The 17,367-nt window shown below is 74.2% G+C and carries 17 protein-coding genes; 6 read left to right on the top strand and 11 right to left on the bottom strand.

The annotated features are described in order from the left end of the window. The first annotated feature begins 64 nt into the window (after window positions 1–64). The 3 genes from GWJ10_RS10560 to GWJ10_RS10550 all read left to right on the top strand — a co-directional run bounded on the left by GWJ10_RS10560 (window position 65) and on the right by GWJ10_RS10550 (window position 2,722). On the top strand, window positions 65–1,831 hold the full coding sequence (locus tag GWJ10_RS10560) for an FAD-dependent oxidoreductase (protein ID WP_163187340.1): 1,767 nt from the start codon (window positions 65–67) through the stop codon (window positions 1,829–1,831). Next, on the top strand, window positions 1,828–2,187 hold the full coding sequence (locus GWJ10_RS10555; protein ID WP_163187338.1) for a rhodanese-like domain-containing protein: 360 nt from the start codon (window positions 1,828–1,830) through the stop codon (window positions 2,185–2,187). Before GWJ10_RS10560 ends, GWJ10_RS10555 begins: the two co-directional genes overlap by 4 nt. A 262-nt stretch (window positions 2,188–2,449) precedes the next feature. Further along, window positions 2,450–2,722, top strand: coding sequence for a metal-sensitive transcriptional regulator (locus GWJ10_RS10550; protein WP_021482683.1), 273 nt, complete (start codon window positions 2,450–2,452; stop codon window positions 2,720–2,722). A 77-nt stretch (window positions 2,723–2,799) separates the two neighbouring features. On the opposite strand, the gene GWJ10_RS10545 is transcribed toward GWJ10_RS10550, so the two are convergent. The 6 genes from GWJ10_RS10545 to GWJ10_RS10520 form a co-directional block, all read right to left on the bottom strand. Beyond that, window positions 2,800–4,752, bottom strand: coding sequence for an ABC transporter ATP-binding protein (locus tag GWJ10_RS10545; RefSeq protein WP_241005775.1), 1,953 nt, complete (start codon window positions 4,750–4,752; stop codon window positions 2,800–2,802). Between the two features lie 143 nt (window positions 4,753–4,895). Beyond that, window positions 4,896–6,629, bottom strand: a complete 1,734-nt coding sequence (locus GWJ10_RS10540) for an ABC transporter ATP-binding protein (RefSeq protein ID WP_021483161.1) — start codon at window positions 6,627–6,629, stop codon at window positions 4,896–4,898. 113 nt (window positions 6,630–6,742) lie between these two features. After that, a complete protein-coding gene (locus tag GWJ10_RS10535; protein WP_163187334.1) occupies window positions 6,743–7,492 on the bottom strand; it encodes a TetR/AcrR family transcriptional regulator in 750 nt (249 codons plus the stop codon). A 160-nt stretch (window positions 7,493–7,652) separates the two neighbouring features. After that, a complete protein-coding gene (locus GWJ10_RS10530; protein ID WP_163187332.1) occupies window positions 7,653–8,984 on the bottom strand; it encodes an SPFH domain-containing protein in 1,332 nt (443 codons plus the stop codon). Between the two features lie 67 nt (window positions 8,985–9,051). Then, on the bottom strand, window positions 9,052–9,522 hold the full coding sequence (locus tag GWJ10_RS10525) for an NfeD family protein (protein ID WP_319946773.1): 471 nt from the start codon (window positions 9,520–9,522) through the stop codon (window positions 9,052–9,054). A gap of 73 nt (window positions 9,523–9,595) precedes the next feature. After that, the gene (locus GWJ10_RS10520; protein ID WP_137280637.1) at window positions 9,596–10,384 is read right to left on the bottom strand and encodes an ABC transporter ATP-binding protein; all 789 of its coding nucleotides are present in this window, start codon (window positions 10,382–10,384) and stop codon (window positions 9,596–9,598) included. Between the two features lie 27 nt (window positions 10,385–10,411). Here GWJ10_RS10520 and GWJ10_RS10515 point away from each other — a divergent pair, with 27 nt between their 5' ends. Next, entirely contained in the window at window positions 10,412–11,248 is an 837-nt protein-coding gene (locus GWJ10_RS10515; protein ID WP_228485370.1) for a hypothetical protein, read from the top strand. Window positions 11,249–11,298: 50 nt separating this feature from the next. On the opposite strand, the gene GWJ10_RS10510 is transcribed toward GWJ10_RS10515, so the two are convergent. Continuing rightward, entirely contained in the window at window positions 11,299–11,781 is a 483-nt protein-coding gene (locus tag GWJ10_RS10510; RefSeq protein ID WP_163187330.1) for an SRPBCC domain-containing protein, read from the bottom strand. Continuing rightward, entirely contained in the window at window positions 11,778–12,989 is a 1,212-nt protein-coding gene (gene glgA, locus GWJ10_RS10505; RefSeq protein ID WP_163187328.1) for a glycogen synthase, read from the bottom strand. Before glgA ends, GWJ10_RS10510 begins: the two co-directional genes overlap by 4 nt. A gap of 118 nt (window positions 12,990–13,107) precedes the next feature. Here glgA and glgC point away from each other — a divergent pair, with 118 nt between their 5' ends. Next, entirely contained in the window at window positions 13,108–14,349 is a 1,242-nt protein-coding gene (glgC, locus tag GWJ10_RS10500) for a glucose-1-phosphate adenylyltransferase (protein ID WP_163187326.1), read from the top strand. An 86-nt stretch (window positions 14,350–14,435) separates the two neighbouring features. Then, complete coding sequence (gene serB / locus GWJ10_RS10495; RefSeq protein ID WP_277394949.1) at window positions 14,436–15,104, top strand: phosphoserine phosphatase SerB; 669 nt, start codon at window positions 14,436–14,438, stop codon at window positions 15,102–15,104. 70 nt (window positions 15,105–15,174) lie between these two features. On the opposite strand, the gene GWJ10_RS10490 is transcribed toward serB, so the two are convergent. From GWJ10_RS10490 to fabG, 3 genes are all read right to left on the bottom strand, one after another. Then, window positions 15,175–15,729 (bottom strand): histidine phosphatase family protein, encoded by a 555-nt coding sequence (locus tag GWJ10_RS10490; RefSeq protein WP_086150613.1) that lies wholly within the window; start codon window positions 15,727–15,729, stop codon window positions 15,175–15,177. Further along, window positions 15,726–16,493 carry an enoyl-ACP reductase FabI gene (gene fabI, locus GWJ10_RS10485; RefSeq protein ID WP_021483251.1) on the bottom strand — a complete coding sequence of 256 codons (768 nt, stop codon included), beginning with the start codon at window positions 16,491–16,493 and terminating at the stop codon, window positions 15,726–15,728. Before fabI ends, GWJ10_RS10490 begins: the two co-directional genes overlap by 4 nt. A 122-nt stretch (window positions 16,494–16,615) precedes the next feature. Further along, entirely contained in the window at window positions 16,616–17,341 is a 726-nt protein-coding gene (fabG, locus tag GWJ10_RS10480; protein ID WP_034655611.1) for a 3-oxoacyl-ACP reductase FabG, read from the bottom strand. Window positions 17,342–17,367 lie beyond the last annotated feature (26 nt).

Below are 17,367 nucleotides of genomic sequence, written 5' to 3'. Positions count from 1 at the left end.
CCGTGACCGACCTCTCAGCCCGTCGGCTTGCGTCGACCGATACCCCGGGGGGTATCGTCAGAGCATGATCCCCTCGACCCCCGGCTCGACGACCCACCCGTCCGACCCCGACGGCGCCCGCCGCATCGTCGTCGTCGGCGGCGTCGCGGGCGGCATGAGCGCCGCCGCGCGCGCCCGCCGTCTCGACGAGCGCGCGTCGATCATCGTGCTCGAGCAGTCCGACCACGTCTCGTTCGCGGGCTGCGGCCTGCCGTACCAGGTGGCGGGCGAGATCGCGGAGCGCGACGCCCTCCTGCTGCACACGCCCGCCTCTCTCCGCGCGAGCCTCGACCTCGACGTGCGGACGCGTCACCGCGTCACCGCGGTCGACCGCGCGGCGCGCACGGTCACCGTCGCCGCCGAGGACGGCACGTACGAGCTCGGCTACGACGCGCTCCTCCTCGCGCCCGGCGCGACGACCGTCCTCCCGCCCATCGCGGGCCTCGACCACCCGGCCGTGCACACGCTGCGGACCATGGCGGACCTCGACGCCCTGTCGGCCCGGCTCGCGCAGCTCGAGGCGGAGGTCGCCACGGGACGCACGGCCCCGCTGCGGGCCGTCGTCGTCGGCGCGGGCTTCATCGGGCTCGAGGCCGTGGAGGCGCTCGTCGGCCGCGGTCTCACGGTCGACGTCGTCGAGCGCGCCGACCAGGTGCTCCCGCCGCTGGAGCCCGACCTCGCGCCGCTGCTCGCGGACGAGCTCCGCGACCACGGCGTCGGTCTCCACCTCGGGACCTCCGCGAGCGCCGTCGTGCCGCAGCCCGAGGTCGCGGACCACGCCGTCGCGCTCGAGCTCGCGGACGGCACCGTCCTCGACGCCGACGTGGTGCTCGTGAGCGTCGGGGTGCGGCCCGCGAGCGACCTCGCGGCGGCGGCCGGGCTCGCGCTCGGCGAGCGCGGAGCGATCCGCGTCGACGCCGACCAGCGCACGTCCGACCCGCACGTGTGGGCCGTCGGCGACGCCGTCGAGGTCGTGCACGCGGTCACCGGCGCGACGGGCCCCGTCCCGCTCGCCGGCCCGGCCAACCGCCAAGGGCGGCGCGCCGCGGACGCGATGACCGGGCACCGCACCACACCGCAGGCGCCCGTGCTCGGGACGGCGATCGTGCGCGTGTTCGGCCTCACCGCCGCCGTGACCGGGCCGAGCCACGCGACCCTGGCGGCGGCCGGCGTCGTGCACGAGCAGGTCCGCGTCCACGCGGCCCACCACGCGGGCTGGTTCCCCGGCGCCGAGCCGGTCCACGTGACGGCGAGCTTCGCGCCCGACGGCCGCCTGCTCGGCGCGCAGGCCGTGGGCCGCGCGGGGGTGGACAAGCGCATCGACGTGCTCGCGACCGCGCTGCGCGCCGGGCTCACGGCCGACGACCTCGCGGAGCTCGAGCTCGCGTACGCCCCGCCCTACGGCGCCGCCAAGGACGTCGTCAACATGCTGGGCTTCGTCGCCCAGAACGTGCTCGACGGCACCATGCCGCAGTGGCACGCGGCCGACCTCGACGAGGTCGTCGCGACCTCCCTCGTGCTCGACGTCCGGTCGCGCGCCGAGCACGCCGGGGGCCACCTCGACGAGGCCCTCAACGTGCCGCACACCGAGCTGCGCGAACGGCTCGACGAGGTGCGCGCCGCCGCGGCGGGGCGCCCGGTCGCCGTGCACTGCGCGAGCGGTGTGCGCTCCTACCTCGCGACCCGTGTCCTGCTCGCCGCCGGGCTCGACGCGCGCAACCTCTCCGGTGGCTGGCTCACCCTGACCACCACGCCGCGCGCCGCGCGCACCCTCGAAGGAGTCCCCGCATGATCGACCGCCTCCGCCGCCTGTTCTCCCGCTCGTCCGACGACGGCGGCGTGCGCCCGACCGTCGACGCCGCCGCCGCGGTGCAGCTCGTCCGCGACGGCGCGACGCTCCTCGACGTGCGCGAGCGCGACGAGTGGCGCGCCGGGCACGCGCCCCAGGCCGTGCACGTGCCGCTCGCCGACGTCCCGTCGGCCGCGCCGCGGCGCCTGCAGGACGGCGCGACCGTCGTCGTCGTGTGCGCGTCGGGGATGCGCTCGCGCACCGCGGCACGCCAGCTCCGCTCGCTCGGCTACGCCGCGACGAGCCTGTCCGGGGGGCTCGGCGCGTGGCAGGCCGCGGGCGGAGCCGTGCGACGCTGATCCTGCGCCACCACGCACGGGCCGCCCCCGGCCCGCCGAGCCCCGACCCCCACACCCCCGATCGACCCCCACACCCGAGGAGACCCACCATGTGCAGTCCCGCCCTGTGCCGCACGTGCGGCAAGACCACCTGGACCGGCTGCGGCATGCACGCCGACGAGGTCATGGCCGAGGTGCCGCCCGAGCAGCGCTGCACCTGCGCCTGACCAGGCACGCCACGACGAGAACCGACAAGAACACCGACGAACGCAGGAGGACGACCGTGGAGCTCGACCCGACCGACATGAGCAAGGTCGCCAACCGGCTCAAGCGCGCCCAGGGCCAGCTCGCCGCCGTCGTGCGCATGCTCGACGAAGGACGGGACTGCGAGGACGTCGTCACGCAGCTCTCCGCCGTCTCGCGCGCCCTGGACCGGGCCGGGTTCGCGATCATCGCGTCCGGCATGCGCCAGTGCCTCACCGAGCCGACCGAGGACGGCGAGGACCCGACGCTCGACGTGGCGAAGCTCGAGAAGCTCTTCCTCTCGCTCGCCTGAGCGCGACGGCACCGGGACGCACGCGGCCCGCACCTCGCCGCACCCCTCGGGGTGGGCGTGGTGCGGGCCGCGGCGTGTCAGCGTCCCGCGGGAGCGCCCACGCCCTCCGGGTCCTCCGCCTCGGCGTCGAGCGGCGCCGCGAACTGGCTCTCGTACAGCCGGGCGTAGGCGCCGCCGGCGGCGAGCAGCTCGTCGTGCGAGCCCTGCTCGACGATCGAGCCGTGCTCCATGACGAGGATCGTGTCTGCGTCGCGGATCGTCGACAGGCGGTGCGCGATGACGAACGACGTGCGGCCCTCGCGCAGCGCGTTCATCGCCTGCTGCACGAGCACCTCCGTGCGCGTGTCGACGGAGCTCGTCGCCTCGTCGAGCACGAGGATCGCCGGGTCGGCGAGGAACGCGCGCGCGATGGTGAGGAGCTGCTTCTCCCCCGCGCTCACGCTCGACCCCTCGTCGTCGATCACCGTGGCGTACCCGTCGGGCAGCGTGCGCACGAACGGGTCGACGTGCGTCGCACGCGTCGCGGCGAGGAACGCCTCGTCGTCCACGGTGCGGCCGTCGCGGACGCCGTAGCGCAGGTTCTCCTCGATCGTGCCCTGGAACAGCCATGTGTCCTGCAGGACCATCCCGATGTCGGAGCGCAGGTCGTCGCGCGTCATGTCCCGCGTGTCCACGCCGTCGAGCGTGATCCGGCCCCCGTCCACGTCGTAGAACCGCATGAGCAGGTTGACGAGCGTCGTCTTGCCCGCACCCGTCGGCCCGACGATCGCGATCGTCTGCCCCGGCTCCACCACGAGGTCGAGGTGCTCGATGAGCGGGACGTCCGGGTCGTAGGAGAACGAGACGTCCTCGAACGCGACGCGGCCACGCACCGGGTCGACCGTCTTCGCGGGCGACGGGTCCGGCGTCTGCTCCTGCGCGTCGAGCAGGTCGTACACGCGCTCCGCCGACGCGACGCCCGACTGGAGCAGGTTCATCATCGACGCGATCTGAGTGATGGGCTGCGTGAACTGCCGCGAGTACTGGATGAACGCCTGCACGTCACCGAGGGTCATCGTGCCCGACGCGACCCGCAGGCCACCCACGACCGCGACGATCACGTAGTTGAGGTTCGCGAGGAAGCCCATCGCGGGCTGGATGGTGCCCGAGATGAACTGCGCGCGGAAGCTCGCGTCGTAGAGCGCCGCGTTCTCGCGCTCGAAGTCGTCGATCGCCGCCTGCTGGTGGCCGTACACCTTGACGAGCGTGTGGCCGGTGTACATCTCCTCGATGTGCGCATTGAGGCGGCCCGTCGCGGCCCACTGCCGGATGAACTGCGGCTGGGACCGCTTCGCGATCTGCGCCGTGACCAGCACGGACAGCGGCACGGTGACGAGCGCGACGACCGCGAGCAGCGGCGAGATCCAGAACATCACGCCGAGCACACCGACCACGGTGAGCACCGACGTCACGAGCTGGGACAGCGTCTGGGTGAGCGTCTGGGAGATGTTGTCGATGTCGTTCGTCACGCGCGAGAGGATCTCGCCGCGCGCGTTGCGGTCGAAGTACGACAGCGGCAGGCGCGCCAGCTTGGACTGCACCTCGCCCCGCAGCCGGTAGACCGTGCGCTGCACGACGATCGCCGTGATGCGCCCCTGGAGCCAGCCGAAGAGGAACGAGCCGACGTACACGGCGAGCACCCACGCGAGCACGGTCGCGAGCGCGGTGAAGTCGATGCCCTCTCCCGGCACGAGCCCCGGGACGCCGGAGACGAGGTCGGCGACCTGGTCCTGGCCCTGCGCCCGCAGAGCCTCGACGGCCTGCTGCTGGGTGACGCCGGCCGGGAGCTGCGAGCCGACGACGCCCGCGAAGATGATGTTCGTCGCGTTGCCGAGGAGCTTCGGCCCGGCGACCGCGAGCGCCACGGACACCACGCCGAGGATCACGACGGCGACGATCGGCACGCGCTCGGGGCGCAGCGATCCCACGAACCGGCGCAGGGAGCCCTTGAAGTCCAGCGCCTTCTCCCCGGGGACGCCCATGCCGCCCATGGGGCCGTGCCCGCCGCCACCGCGGGGTCGGCCCGCGAGCCGGGTCGCGGCGACGTCGCGCCCGTCGGCCGCCGCGGGTGCGCCGTTCTCGGGAGCGCCGTCGCCCGACGTCGCGGGCGTGCGCGAGGCGTCCTGCTCGCCGCTCATGCTGCCTCCTCGATCGAGAGCTGGGAGTAGACGATCTCCTGGTACGTCTCGTTGGACTCGAGGAGCTCGGCGTGCGTGCCGCGACCGACGATGCGGCCGTGGTCGAGCACGAGGATCTGGTCGGCGCCCCGGATCGTCGCGACGCGCTGCGCCACGACGATCACGGTCGAGCGCCGGGTGCGGGGCGCGAGCGCCGCGCGCAGGCGGGCGTCCGTCGCGTAGTCGAGCGCGGAGAACGAGTCGTCGAACAGGTAGACCGCCGGGTCGCGCACGATCGCGCGGGCGATGGCGAGCCGCTGACGCTGCCCGCCCGAGAAGTTCGTGCCGCCCTGCGCGACCGGTGCGTCGAGGCCGCCGTCGAGCGCCTCGACGAAGTCGCGCGCCTGCGCCACCTCGAGGGCCTCCCACATCTGCTCCTCGGTGGCGTCGGGCCGGCCGTAGCGGAGGTTGTCGGCGACCGTCCCGGAGAACAGGTAGGCCTTCTGCGGTACGAGGCCGAGGAGGGAGCCGAGGTCCGCGCCGGTGAGGTCGCGCACGTCGGTCCCGTCGATCCGCACGGCGCCGCCCGTCACGTCGAACAGCCGCGGGACGAGGTTGAGGAGCGTCGTCTTGCCGGAGCCGGTCGAGCCGATGATCGCCGTCGTCCGCCCGGGCTCGGCGACGAACGAGACGTCGTGGAGCACGGGCTCCTCGGCCCCCGGGTAGCGGAACTCGACGCCGTCGAGCTCGACACGGCCCGTCCGCGTGGTGAGGGCGACCGGCCGCTCGGGCTCGACGACCGTCGCGCGGGTCTGCATGACGTCGGTGATGCGCTCCGCGGAGACGGCCGCGCGCGGCACCATCATGAACATCATCGTCGACATCATCACGGCCATGAGGATGTACATGAGGTACGACAGGAACGCGGTGAGCGCACCGACCTCCATGTCGCCGGCGTCGATCTGGCGCCCACCGAACCACAGCACCGCGATGCTCGACGCGTTCATGACGAGCATGACGGTCGGGAACATGAGCGCCATGAGCTTGCCCGCCTTGAGCGAGACGTCGAACAGGGCGTCGTTCGCGACGTCGAACCGCTCGGCCTCGCGGCGCTCGCGCACGAACGCGCGGATCACGCGGATGCCGGTGATCTGCTCGCGCAGCACGGCGTTGATGCCGTCGATCTTCTTCTGCATCTGCCGGAAGTAGGGCACCATCCGCCAGATGATGAGCCCGACGCTCACCCCGAGGACGGGCACGATGACGAGCAGCAGGCCGGAGAGCTCGACGTTCTCCTGCAGCGCCATGACGACGCCGCCGACCAGCATGATCGGCGCCATGACCATGATGGTCAGCGAGAGCAGCACGAGCATCTGCACCTGCTGCACGTCGTTCGTCGTGCGGGTGATGAGGGACGGCGCCCCGAACTGGCCCATCTCCTGGGCCGAGAAGCGCTGCACGTTGGTGAACAGCCCGGCTCGCACGTCGCGGCCGAACGACATGGCGACCCGCGCGCCGAAGTAGACGGCCGCGACCGCGCACACGACCTGGCCCAGGCTCACGAGGAGCATGAGGCCGCCGGTCCGCATGATGTAGGCGGTGTCGCCCTGCGTGACGCCCTGGTCGATGATGTCGGCGTTGAGGCTCGGCAGGTAGAGCGACGCGAGCGTCGCGAGGAGCTGGAGCACGAGGAGGACGACGATCGGCGTCCGGTAGGGACGCAGTCGTGTCCGCAAGAGGCTGACGAGCATGGGCTTCCTGTCCGGGAGGGGGCTGCGGGACGAGGGCGCGAGCCGCGGGTCGCGGGTGCGCGGGGCGGGCGGCACCGGGCGAGGGTGCGCGCGCGTCGTGGACGGGCCGCCGGTCAGGGCGACGGGTCGGTCGTGACGCCCGCCCCGATGCCGCCGAGGATGAGGTCGGCGAGCTGCACGGCGTCGAGCCTGTCACCGCCCGAGAGGTGCGGCAAGGCGTTTCCGAAGACGAGCGAGAACAGCGCCCGCGCGGCCAGCGCCGGGTCCACGCGGAGCTGCGCCCGGTGCGCCGCGAGCTTGCTCTCGATCGCCGCGACGATCTCGCGCGCCGACCGCTCCCGGGCGTCGAACCCGGCCCGACGGGCGTCCCGGCCGTCCCCGGCCCGCATCCGGCGCACGGCCTCGGCGCGGTCCGCCGTCGCGCGGTGCGGGTCGAGCACCTGGTGCGCCGCGGCGAAGATGCGCATACCGACGCGCTGCGCCTCGAGCAGGAACTCGACGATGCTCACGACGAGCGGGCGCAGGCCGTCGTCGTCCGGGAGCGTGCCGATCGCGGCGACGGCGGGCGCCGGATCGAGCGAGCGGACGACCGCGGCGTGCAGGATCTCGTCCTTGTCCGCGAACGCGCGGAACAGCGTGCCCTCCGCGACGCCCGCGGCGTCGGCGATCTGGCGCGTCGTCACGGCGGCGCCGTGCTGGACGAGCAGCGGGATCGTCGCGGCGGCGATCGCGTCGCGGCGCTCCTCGCGCGACAGCGGCCGTGCGCGCGTGCGCTCCGGGGTGGACGCCTCGGACCGCGCGCCCGAGGGCGCCTCGAGAGGAGTGTCGGGCGGGGCGTCGGAGGGCACGGAGACGGGGACCACGCCTCGACGGTAACTGAGTGAGCACTCACTCTCAAGGTCGTCCGCTCCCGGCGAACCTCCGGCGGGCGGCACGACGACGCCCCCGCACCCGGGTGGGTGCAGGGGCGTCGTCGTGCGGGGCCGGGGCCACCACGGCCGCGGGCTGCGCGGTGCCGCCCCGTCAGTGCCGCGGCGAGAAGGACGGCGGCGGCCCGCCGGCGGGCGGCTCGTCGCGCGGGGGCTCGTCCGTGGTCGGCGCGTCCTCGACGATCGGCTGCGGGGGCGGCGGCGCGTACTGCGACGGCCCGCCCAGCGGACGCGGCGTGGCGGTCCCGGGCTCCGGCGGGGCGGCGTGGTGCTCGCCGGGCCCGCCCGGGTGCTGGCCCCGCTCGGTCTGCGGGTCGAACGGCAGGCCCGACCGCGTGCCCGAGCTCGTCGCGTCCGCGGTCGCGGCCTCCGCCTGACGCCGCGCCTCGGCCAGGGCCTCGGCGGGGTCGGTCAGCGACGGGACGCCGAACCTCACGCGGTCGCGGTCGCGCTCGCGACGCGCCTCGGCGCTCGCCTCGGCCGCCTCCGCGTCCTCGGCGGGGCCCCCGCTCGGCACTCCCCCGCCGTCGATCCCCGGCACGCCGCCGAACCCCTTGGCGATCGAGCCGAGCGCCGCCGTGAACTCCGTCGGCACGACCCACAGCTTGCTCGCCGTGCCGTTCGCGATCTGCGGGAGCATCTGGAGGTACTGGTAGGCGAGCAGCTTCGGGTCCGCGTCGCCCTCGTGGATGGCGTCGAAGACCTGGAGGATCGCGCGCGCCTCGCCCTCGGCCCGGAGAATCTGGGACTGCGCGTCACCCTCTGCCCGGAGGATCGCCGCCTGCTTCTCACCCTCGGCCGTGAGGATCTGCGACTGCTTGACACCCTCCGCGGTGAGGATCGCGGCGCGGCGGTCACGCTCGGCGCGCATCTGCTGCTCCATCGAGCCCTGCACGCTGGGCGGCGGGTCGATCGACTTGAGCTCGACGCGGTTCACGCGGATGCCCCAGCGGCCGGTCGCCTCGTCGAGGACGCCGCGGAGCTGGCCGTTGATCTGGTCGCGGCTCGTGAGCGTCTGCTCGAGGTCCATCGAGCCGATGACGTTGCGCAGGGTCGTGACGGTGAGCTGCTCGATCGCGGTGATGTAGTTCGCGATCTCGTAGACCGCGGACTTCGGCTCGGTGACCTGGAAGTAGATCACCGTGTCGATGCTCACCACGAGGTTGTCGGACGTGATGACTGGCTGCGGCGGGAACGACACGACCTGCTCGCGCAGGTCCACCGAGGCGCGGACGCGGTCGATGAACGGCACCAGGAGGTGCAGGCCCGGCTCGAGCGTGCGCGAGTACCGGCCCAGGCGCTCGACGATGATCGCGACCGCCTGCGGCACGATGCGCACCGCCTTGACGAGCGCGACGATCACGAAGATCAGGATCAGCGCGAGGACGACGTACGCGAGGATCGTTCCGGGACTGGGGTCGTTCATCGACTGCCTCCTGGTCGTCGGTCGCGCGACCGGTCGCCCGGCGGCGCGGTGCGGGTGTGCCGGCTGGTCACGACCCGGTGGGGTGCTGGGCGGGCAGCGGCGCGACGACGGCCGTCGCGCCGTCGATCCGGACGACGCGCACCTCCGTGCCCACGGGGATCTGCGGCGCGTCGGGCTCGGTCCGCGCGGTCCAGACCTCGCCGACGAGCTTCACGCGGCCGCCGAACTCGCTCACGCGGTCGACGGCGAGCGCCGTGCGGCCGACGTGCGCCGCGACGTTCGTCTCCGTGAGCGGGACGCGCGAGCGCAGGTGCCGCAGGAGCCACGGGCGCAGCGTGAGGAGCAGGATGACGCTCACGACCGCGAACGCGACGATCTGGAGCCAGAGCGGCCCGCCGGCGGCGTTGACGCCGGCGGCGGCGAGCGATCCCCCGGCGAGCATGATGAGCACGAGGTCGAGCGAGATGATCTCCACGAGACCGAGGAGCAGTGCCGCTCCGACCCACCACAGCCAGTCCATCTCGACCCCCGATCCCACGTGCGCGCTTTACGTGTACTTTACCGAATTTCCGCCCGCGGTGCACGCCCCGGGCGCGTGCCGCGCGCGGAGGTCACGCCCGCGCGGCGCGCGCCATCCACCGGCCGCCGCCGTGCGCGACGAGCAGTGGCACGCCGAACGCGTCGCTGAGGTTCTCCGCGGTGAGCACGTCGCGGATCGGGCCCGCGGTGTGCACGACGCCGTCCTTGAGCAGCAGGACGTGCGTGAAGCCCGGCGGGATCTCCTCGACGTGGTGCGTGACGAGCACGAGGACCGGCGACGCCGGGTCTCCGGCGAGCTCCGCGAGCGCGCCCACGAGCTCCTCGCGGCCCCCGAGGTCGAGGCCCGCGGCGGGCTCGTCGAGCAGCAGGAGCTCCGGGTCCGTCATGAGGGCGCGCGCGATCTGCGTGCGCTTGCGCTCCCCCTCGGACAGCGTGCCGAAGGTGCGGTCCGCGAGGTGGTCGACGCCGAACGCGGCGAGCAGGTCGTCCGCGCGCTGCGCGTCGAACTCCTCGTACTCCTCGCGCCACCGCCCCGTGACGCCGTAGGCGGCGGTGAGCACGACGTCGCGCACGGTCTCGTCGCCGGGGATGCGGTCGGCCAGGGCCGCGGACGCGAGCCCGACGCGCGGGCGCAGCTCGAACACGTCGACGCGGCCGAGCCGCTCGCCGAGGACGTCGGCCGTGCCGGCCGTGGGGTGCATGCGTGCGGACGCGATCTGCAGGAGCGTCGTCTTGCCGGCGCCGTTGCGGCCCAGCACGACCCACCGCTCGCCCTCGTTCACCTGCCAGTCCACCGCGTCGAGGATGGTCTTGGGGTGGCGTCGGACGGTGACGCCCTTCAGGTCGAGAACCGCGCTCATGGTCACCGACCCTATAGGTTGGCCGTCGTGGTCTCACACTCGTCCGGGGGTCCGCACGACGCCCCGCAGCCCGCCCCGGGCCCCGGCTCCGCGTCGAGCGCGGGCGCCCTGCCCCGCAGCGCCCTGCTCGCGCTCTGGCTGCGCGCCGCGCGCCTCGGCGACGACGACGGGACGGCCCGCCTCGTGCGCGCCGTGGAGCGCGACGACGAGCCGCACGTGGTGTCCGGGGCGCTCGGCGACGTCCGGCTCGCGGACCTCGCGGGCGCGTGGGCCGGCGACGCACGGGAGGTCGTGGCGCTCGCGCCCGTCCCCGGCGACGTGTCGGGCGTCCCGCCCGAGGCCGCCGCGCGCGCGACGGACGCGGGCGAGTGCGTGGTGGTCACGACGTCGTCCGGGTCGTGGGCGCTCGTGCCCGAGGTCACGGAGTTCGGCAGCGACCTGGAGCCGGGCCACCTCGTCACGTGGCACGTCACGCAGGTCGGGCCGTGGAGCGCCCGCGTGCTCGGCGCCGTCGGGTCGCTCCCCGAGGCGGAGCGCGACCTGCGCACGGCGCTGCTGCTGGCCACGCGCGCCCTCGACGAGCTCGACGTCGCCCGCTGGCGCGACGACGCCGCGGGCGCCATCGCCGACCTGCGCGCGGGCGGCGCCCCGACCTGGCAGCTCCCGCCCGGCGTCCCGCCGCGCGCCGTCCAGGTCCTCGTGCAGGCCGTGCGCCTGCGCGCGATCGTCGACCTCGCGACCGCCGACGACGGCGGGGCCGTCAACCTCTGGCAGGCCGACCAGCGCTCGACCGCGCTGCGCGAGGTCGACCGCGCGTCCCGCCACGCCGTGGGCGCCGCCACGTTCTGGACCGCCACGGCCTGACCCGGTCCACGGACCGCCACCGCCCGGCCCGGTCCGCGCGGGGTCGGGAGTCAGGCGTGCGACGTCACGAACGCGTCGAGGTGGGCGAGCGAGGAGGCCATCCCGGCGGCGTGGTCCTGCGGGGAGATGCCCGACGGCACGTCCGTGGCGCGGACCGTGACGCGCGCGCCGTCCGCGGCGGGCTCGACGGTCCACGTCATCGTCATGGTCCCGGCGAACGCCGGGTCGTCCGCGGCGAAGACGACCCGCTGCACGACGCTCCGGCCCGGGACGACGTCGACGACCGCGACGTCGACGACGTCGGTCCCGTCGCCCGTCTTGCCGGGGTCGGCCTGCGGGTCGTCGTAGGCGAGGACCAGGCGATAGCCGCCGCCGGGGCGCAGGTCGAAGCGCTCGAAGCGGCCGGTCATACCGTCGGGCGGGAGCCAGGCCGCGAGCGCGTCCTGGTCGACGAGCGCGCGGTACACGGCGCGGGGCGCGGCGGCGACGAGGCGCGACGCCTCGTCGACCCGGCCGCTCCCCGCGGTGGTCACGACTGCTCCAGCACCGTCCGGTAGACCTCGAGCGTGCGCTCGCCGATCGCGTCCCACGCGAAGTGGTCCTCGACGCGCTGCCGGGCCGCGCGACCCATCGCGGCGGCGCGCGCGGGGTCGGTCACGACCTGGGTGAGCGCGGCCGCGAGGTCGGCCACGAAGCGGTCGGGGTCGAGCGGGGTGCCCGTGCCGTCGTCCGCCTGGTCGATCGGCACGAGGAGGCCGGTGACGCCGTCGTCCACGACCTCGGGGATACCGCCCGTGGCGGTCCCGACGACGGGCAGCCCGACGGCCATCGCCTCGAGGTTGACGATGCCGAGCGGCTCGTACACGGACGGGCAGACGAAGACGGTCGACGCGGCGAGCACCGCGACGAGCTCGGCGCGCGGCAGCATCTGCTCGATCCAGACGACCCCGCTGCGCTCGGCCTGGAGCTCGGCGACGGCGCTGCTCACCTCGGCGGCGATCTCCGGGGTGTCCGGGGCGCCCGCGCACAGGACGAGCTGGACGTCGTCGGGCAGCGAGCGCGCGGCCCGGAGCAGGTACGGCAGGCCCTTCTGGCGCGTGATCCGCCCGACGAACACCACGGCGGGCCGCCCGGGGTCGATGCCGAGGTCGCGCACGACGCGGTCGGCGACGTCCTGCTGGGCGCCGGGCTCGGGGCGGCGCCAGCCGTCGAGGTCGATCCCGTTGTGCACGACGTGCACCTTCGCCGGGTCGACCTGCGGGTAGACGCGCAGGATGTCGTCGCGCATCCCGCCGGAGACCGCGACGATCCCCGCCGCGCCCTCGTACGCGGTGCGCTCCGCCCACGACGACAGCGCGTACCCGCCGCCGAGCTGCTCCGCCTTCCACGGCCGCAGGGGCTCGAGCGAGTGCGCGGACAGCACGTGCGGGACGCCGTGCAGCAGCCCCGCGAGGTGGCCCCCGAGGTTCGCGTACCAGGTGTGCGAGTGCACGAGGTCGGCGCCCGCGACGTCGTCAGCCATCTGCAGGTCCACGCCGAACGTGCCGAGCGCGGCGTTCGCCCCGGACAGGACGCCGGGCACGGAGTAGCCGGTCACGCCGTCCTCGCCGCGCGGGCCGTCGAAGCAGCGCACGCGCACGTCGACGTGGCGCCGCAGCACCGCGGACAGCTCGGCGACGTGCACGCCGGCCCCGCCGTAGACGTGCGGCGGGTACTCACGGGTCAGGAGGTCGACTCTCACGCGCCACACCGTAGCCGAGTCGCCCGCCGCGGACCCCCGGTGGGCGGCGCCGACGCGACCCGCGCCCAGGATGCGGGTCCTGCTGCGTGGTCCCGCCCCGAGGGGCTACCGTCTGGGCATGGCCGCCGCACCCCGAGTCCTCGCCATCGTCCTCGCCGGGGGCGAGGGCAAGCGCCTCATGCCGCTCACCGCCTCACGGGCCAAGCCCGCGGTGCCGTTCGGGGGCATCTACCGCCTGGTCGACTTCGCGCTGTCCAACCTCGTGAACTCGCACTACCTGCACATCATCGTGCTCACGCAGTACAAGTCGCACAGCCTCGACCGGCACATCACGAAGACGTGGCGCATGTCGTCGCTGCTCGGCAACTACGTCGCTCCGGTGCCCGCGCAGCAACGCGTCGGCAAGCACTGGTACCTCGGCAGCGCGGACGCGATCTACCAGTGCCTCAACATCATCGACGACGAGCGTCCGGACATCGTCGTGGTCGTGGGCGCGGACCACGTGTACCGCATGGACTTCTCCCAGATGGTCGACGCGCACGTCGAGTCCGGCGCGCAGCTCACCGTCGCGGGCATCCGCCAGCCGATCTCGATGGCGGACCAGTTCGGCGTCATCGAGACCGACCCGAAGGACCCGACGAAGATCGCCGCGTTCCGCGAGAAGCCGTCGGACCCGGTGGGCCTCGCCGACTCCCCGGACGAGGTGCTCGCCTCGATGGGCAACTACGTCATCGACACCGACGCGCTGGTCGAGGCCGTCACGTCCGACGCCGCGAACGCGGACTCCCGCCACGACATGGGCGGCGACATCGTGCCCGCCTTCGTCGAGAAGGGCACCGCGGCGGTCTACGACTTCATCCGCAACGACGTGCCGGGCTCGACCGACCGTGACCGCGACTACTGGCGCGACGTGGGGACGATCGACTCGTACTACGACGCGAACAAGGACCTCATCGCCGTCACGCCGGTCTTCAACCTCTACAACGAGGAGTGGCCGCTGCACACCGGCTACACCGGCCTGCCGCCCGCGAAGTTCGTGCACGCCGGGCGCGGGCGCCTCGGTCACGCGGCAGACTCGCTCGTCTCCCCGGGCGTCATCATCTCGGGCGCGACGGCGGTCGGCTCCGTCCTGTCGCCCGGCACCTACCTCCACTCGTGGTCGTCCGTCTCGGACTCCGTGCTCATGGACGGCGTGCAGGTGCACCGCCACGCGCAGGTGCACCGCGCGATCATCGACAAGAACGTCGTCGTCGGGGAGCAGGCCCGCATCGGTCTCGACCCCGAGCAGGACCGCGCGCGCGGCTTCACGGTCACCGAGTCCGGGATCACGGTCGTCCCCAAGGGGACGGTCGTCGAGTGACGCCTTCCCCTCTCGGCGTCGTGCACGTGCCCGACGCCGCGCCGAGCCCTGCCCCGCCCGCGACCGCCAGCCCGAGGAGCCCTCGCGTGACCCCCGACCCGTCGAGCGCCCCCGTGCGGCTCCTCGTCATGGACGTCGACTCGACGCTCATCGAGCAGGAGGTCATCGAGCTCCTCGCCGACCACGCGGGCACGCGGGCCGAGGTCGCCGCGGTGACCGAGCGCGCGATGCGCGGCGAGATCGACTTCGGCGCCTCCCTGCGCGAGCGCGTGGCGACCCTCGCGGGCGTCCCCGTCGAGGCGTTCGACGACGTCCGCGAGCGCGCGACCTTCACCCCCGGCGTCCGCGAGCTCGTCGCCGAGGCGCGGCGCCGCGGCTGGGAGGTCGCACTCGTCTCGGGCGGCTTCGAGGAGGTCGTGGCGGGTCTCGCGGCCGAGCTCGGCATCACGCGCTTCCGCGCGAACCGGCTCGAGGTCTCCGGCGGGCGGCTCACGGGCCGCACGACCGGGCCGGTGGTCGACCGCGCGGCGAAGGAGGCCGCGCTGCGCGAGTTCGCGGCCGAGCTCGGCCTGCCGATGAGCGCGACGATCGCCGTGGGAGACGGCGCGAACGACCTCGACATGATCGGCGCCGCGGGCGTCGGCATCGCCTTCGCGGCCAAGCCCGTCGTGCGCGAGCAGGCGCCCTACGGCGTCGACGGACCGCGTCTCGACGCGGTGCTCGCGGTCGTCGACCAGGTCGACGCCGCGCGCTGACGCCGGACGCACGAGAGCCCTGGCACCGTGGGGTGCCAGGGCTCTGTCGTGCGGGTGCGCCGGGACCGGGTCAGGACGGGCGGCCCACGTAGGTCAGCAGGGCGGCCTGCGGCTCCCACGCGTCCCACGACGCCCCGGACTCCAGCACCGAGTACGTCGCGGTCGGCACGCCGACACGCACCTGGGCGAGCGCGCCGCCGTCGGACGCCGGGTCCGCCAGGTACGACGCGGTGGCCGCCATCGTGGGCTCGTGCCCGACGACGAGCAGCGTGCGGACCCGCGGGTCCGTGGTGCGCAGGAGGTCCAGGACGTCGGCGACGTCGGCCGCGTAGAGGCCGTCGCTCACGAGCACGTCGGGCTCGACGTCGCCCAGGTGCGCCGACAGGAGCTCCCACGTCTGACGCGTGCGCAGCGCCGAGGAGCACAGCACGCGCTCGGGGACGAGCCCCGTCTCGCGCAGCGCCGCGCCGACACGCACCGCCTGCCGGCGGCCGTTCAGCGCGAGGGGGCGCAGCACGTCGTCGACGCTCCCGCCGCCGGGCTCGGCCTTCGCGTGGCGCAGCAGGACGAGGCGGCGCGTGCCGCCGTCGGGGGTCTGCGCGCCGTTGCGCTCCTCCGCGGTCACTGCCCCATGGCGTGCACGCCGCCGTCGACGTGCACGATCTCGCCGGTCGTCGCCGGGAACCAGTCGGACAGGAGCGCGACGACCGCGCGCGCGGCGGGCTCCGCCGTCGTCTGGTCCCAGCCGAGGGGCGCCCGGTTCGGCCAGGCGTCCTCCATCTGCGCGAAGCCCGGGATGGACTTCGCCGCCGTGGTGCGGATCGGGCCCGCGGAGACGAGGTTGGCCCGGATGCCGTCGGGGCCGAGGTCGCGCGCGAGGTAGCGGTTCGCGGACTCGAGGCCCGCCTTCGCGACGCCCATCCAGTCGTAGACCGGCCAGGCGAACTGCGCGTCGAACGTGAGGCCGACGACGGCGCCGCCGTCGGTCATGAGCGGCTTCGCCGCGACCGCGAGCGACTTGTAGGAGAAGGTCGAGACCTGGAGCGCGGTCGCCACGTCCTCCCAGGTGCCGGAGAGGAAGTTGCCACCCATGACGCTCTGCGGCGCGAAGCCGATGGAGTGCACGACGCCGTCGAGGCGGTCCGTGTGCTCGCGCACCGCGTCCGCGAGGCCGGCGAGGTCGTCGTCGTTCGTGACGTCGAGCTGCACGACGGGCGCCTCGACCGGCAGGCGCTTCGCGAAGGCCTGCGTGAGCTTCATCTGGCGGCCGAACGAGGAGAGCACGACCTCGGCACCCTCCTCCTGCGCGAGCCGCGCCGCGTGGAACGCGATCGAGGAGTCGGTGAGCACTCCCGTGACGAGGAGCTTCTTGCCGTCGAGCAGACCCATCGGTTTCCTTCCGTCGTGCGCCCGCTGTGGGCGCGCTGAGGCGAGCGTACTGAAAGAGAGGTGGGGCGGGCGCGTCGGTGACGGCGCCGCGGAGCCGGCGCCGGTGGCGCCGCGGGGTGCGGTCAGTGGCCCATGCCGAGGCCGCCGTCGACGGGGATCACGGCCCCCGAGACGTACGCCGCGTCGTCGGACGCGAGGAACTGCACGACCCCGGCAACCTCGTCCGCCTGGGCGAACCGGCCCGCGGGGATGGCGGACTTGTACGCGGCCTGGCGCTCCTCGGGGAGCTCGGCGGTCATCGCGGTGTCGATGAACCCGGGCGCCACGACGTTCGCCGTGATGTTGCGCGACCCGAGCTCGCGCGTGATCGAGCGCGCCATGCCCACGAGCGCGGCCTTCGAGGCGGCGTAGTTGACCTGGCCCGCGCCGCCGTAGAGGCCGATCACGGACGACACGAGCACGATGCGCCCGCGGCGCAGCCGGATCATGCCCTTCGTCACCCGGCGCACGCAGCGGAACGTGCCCGTGAGGTTGACGTCGATCACGGACTCGAAGTCCTCGTCGGTCATCCGCAGCAGGAGCTGGTCGTGCGTGACGCCCGCGTTCGCGACGAGCACCTCGACCGGGCCGAGCTCCTTCTCGATCTCGGAGAACGCGGCGTCGACGGCGGCGGTGTCGGTGATGTCCGCCACGGCGCCGAAGACGCCCTCGGGCAGGTCACCGCCGCGGTAGACGGTCGCGACGCGGTCGCCGTTCGCGACGAAGCGCTCGGCGATGGCACGGCCGATGCCCCGGTTCGCGCCGGTGACGACGACGGTGCGCGGGGCGGGGGCGGTGGCTTCGGACACGTGCGGCTCCTCGGGACGGTCGGGTG

The sequence above is a fragment of the Cellulosimicrobium sp. SL-1 genome, from assembly GCF_011033075.1.
In the GTDB taxonomy this organism is placed as follows: domain Bacteria; phylum Actinomycetota; class Actinomycetes; order Actinomycetales; family Cellulomonadaceae; genus Cellulosimicrobium; species Cellulosimicrobium funkei.
This window is presented reverse-complemented; position numbering and strand designations above follow the sequence as displayed.

Bases quoted from the DNA above. Each gene is read 5' to 3' on its own strand.
- GWJ10_RS10560 (WP_163187340.1), top strand. From the start codon at position 65: ATGATCCCCTCGACCCCCGGCTCGACGACCCACCCGTCCGACCCCGAC.
- GWJ10_RS10545 (WP_241005775.1), bottom strand. From the start codon at position 4,752: ATGGGCGGCATGGGCGTCCCCGGGGAGAAGGCGCTGGACTTCAAGGGC.
- GWJ10_RS10530 (WP_163187332.1), bottom strand. From the start codon at position 8,984: ATGAACGACCCCAGTCCCGGAACGATCCTCGCGTACGTCGTCCTCGCG.
- GWJ10_RS10555 (WP_163187338.1), top strand. From the start codon at position 1,828: ATGATCGACCGCCTCCGCCGCCTGTTCTCCCGCTCGTCCGACGACGGC.
- fabI (WP_021483251.1), bottom strand. From the start codon at position 16,493: ATGGGTCTGCTCGACGGCAAGAAGCTCCTCGTCACGGGAGTGCTCACC.
- GWJ10_RS10540 (WP_021483161.1), bottom strand. From the start codon at position 6,629: ATGCTCGTCAGCCTCTTGCGGACACGACTGCGTCCCTACCGGACGCCG.
- glgC (WP_163187326.1), top strand. From the start codon at position 13,108: ATGGCCGCCGCACCCCGAGTCCTCGCCATCGTCCTCGCCGGGGGCGAG.
- GWJ10_RS10520 (WP_137280637.1), bottom strand. From the start codon at position 10,384: ATGAGCGCGGTTCTCGACCTGAAGGGCGTCACCGTCCGACGCCACCCC.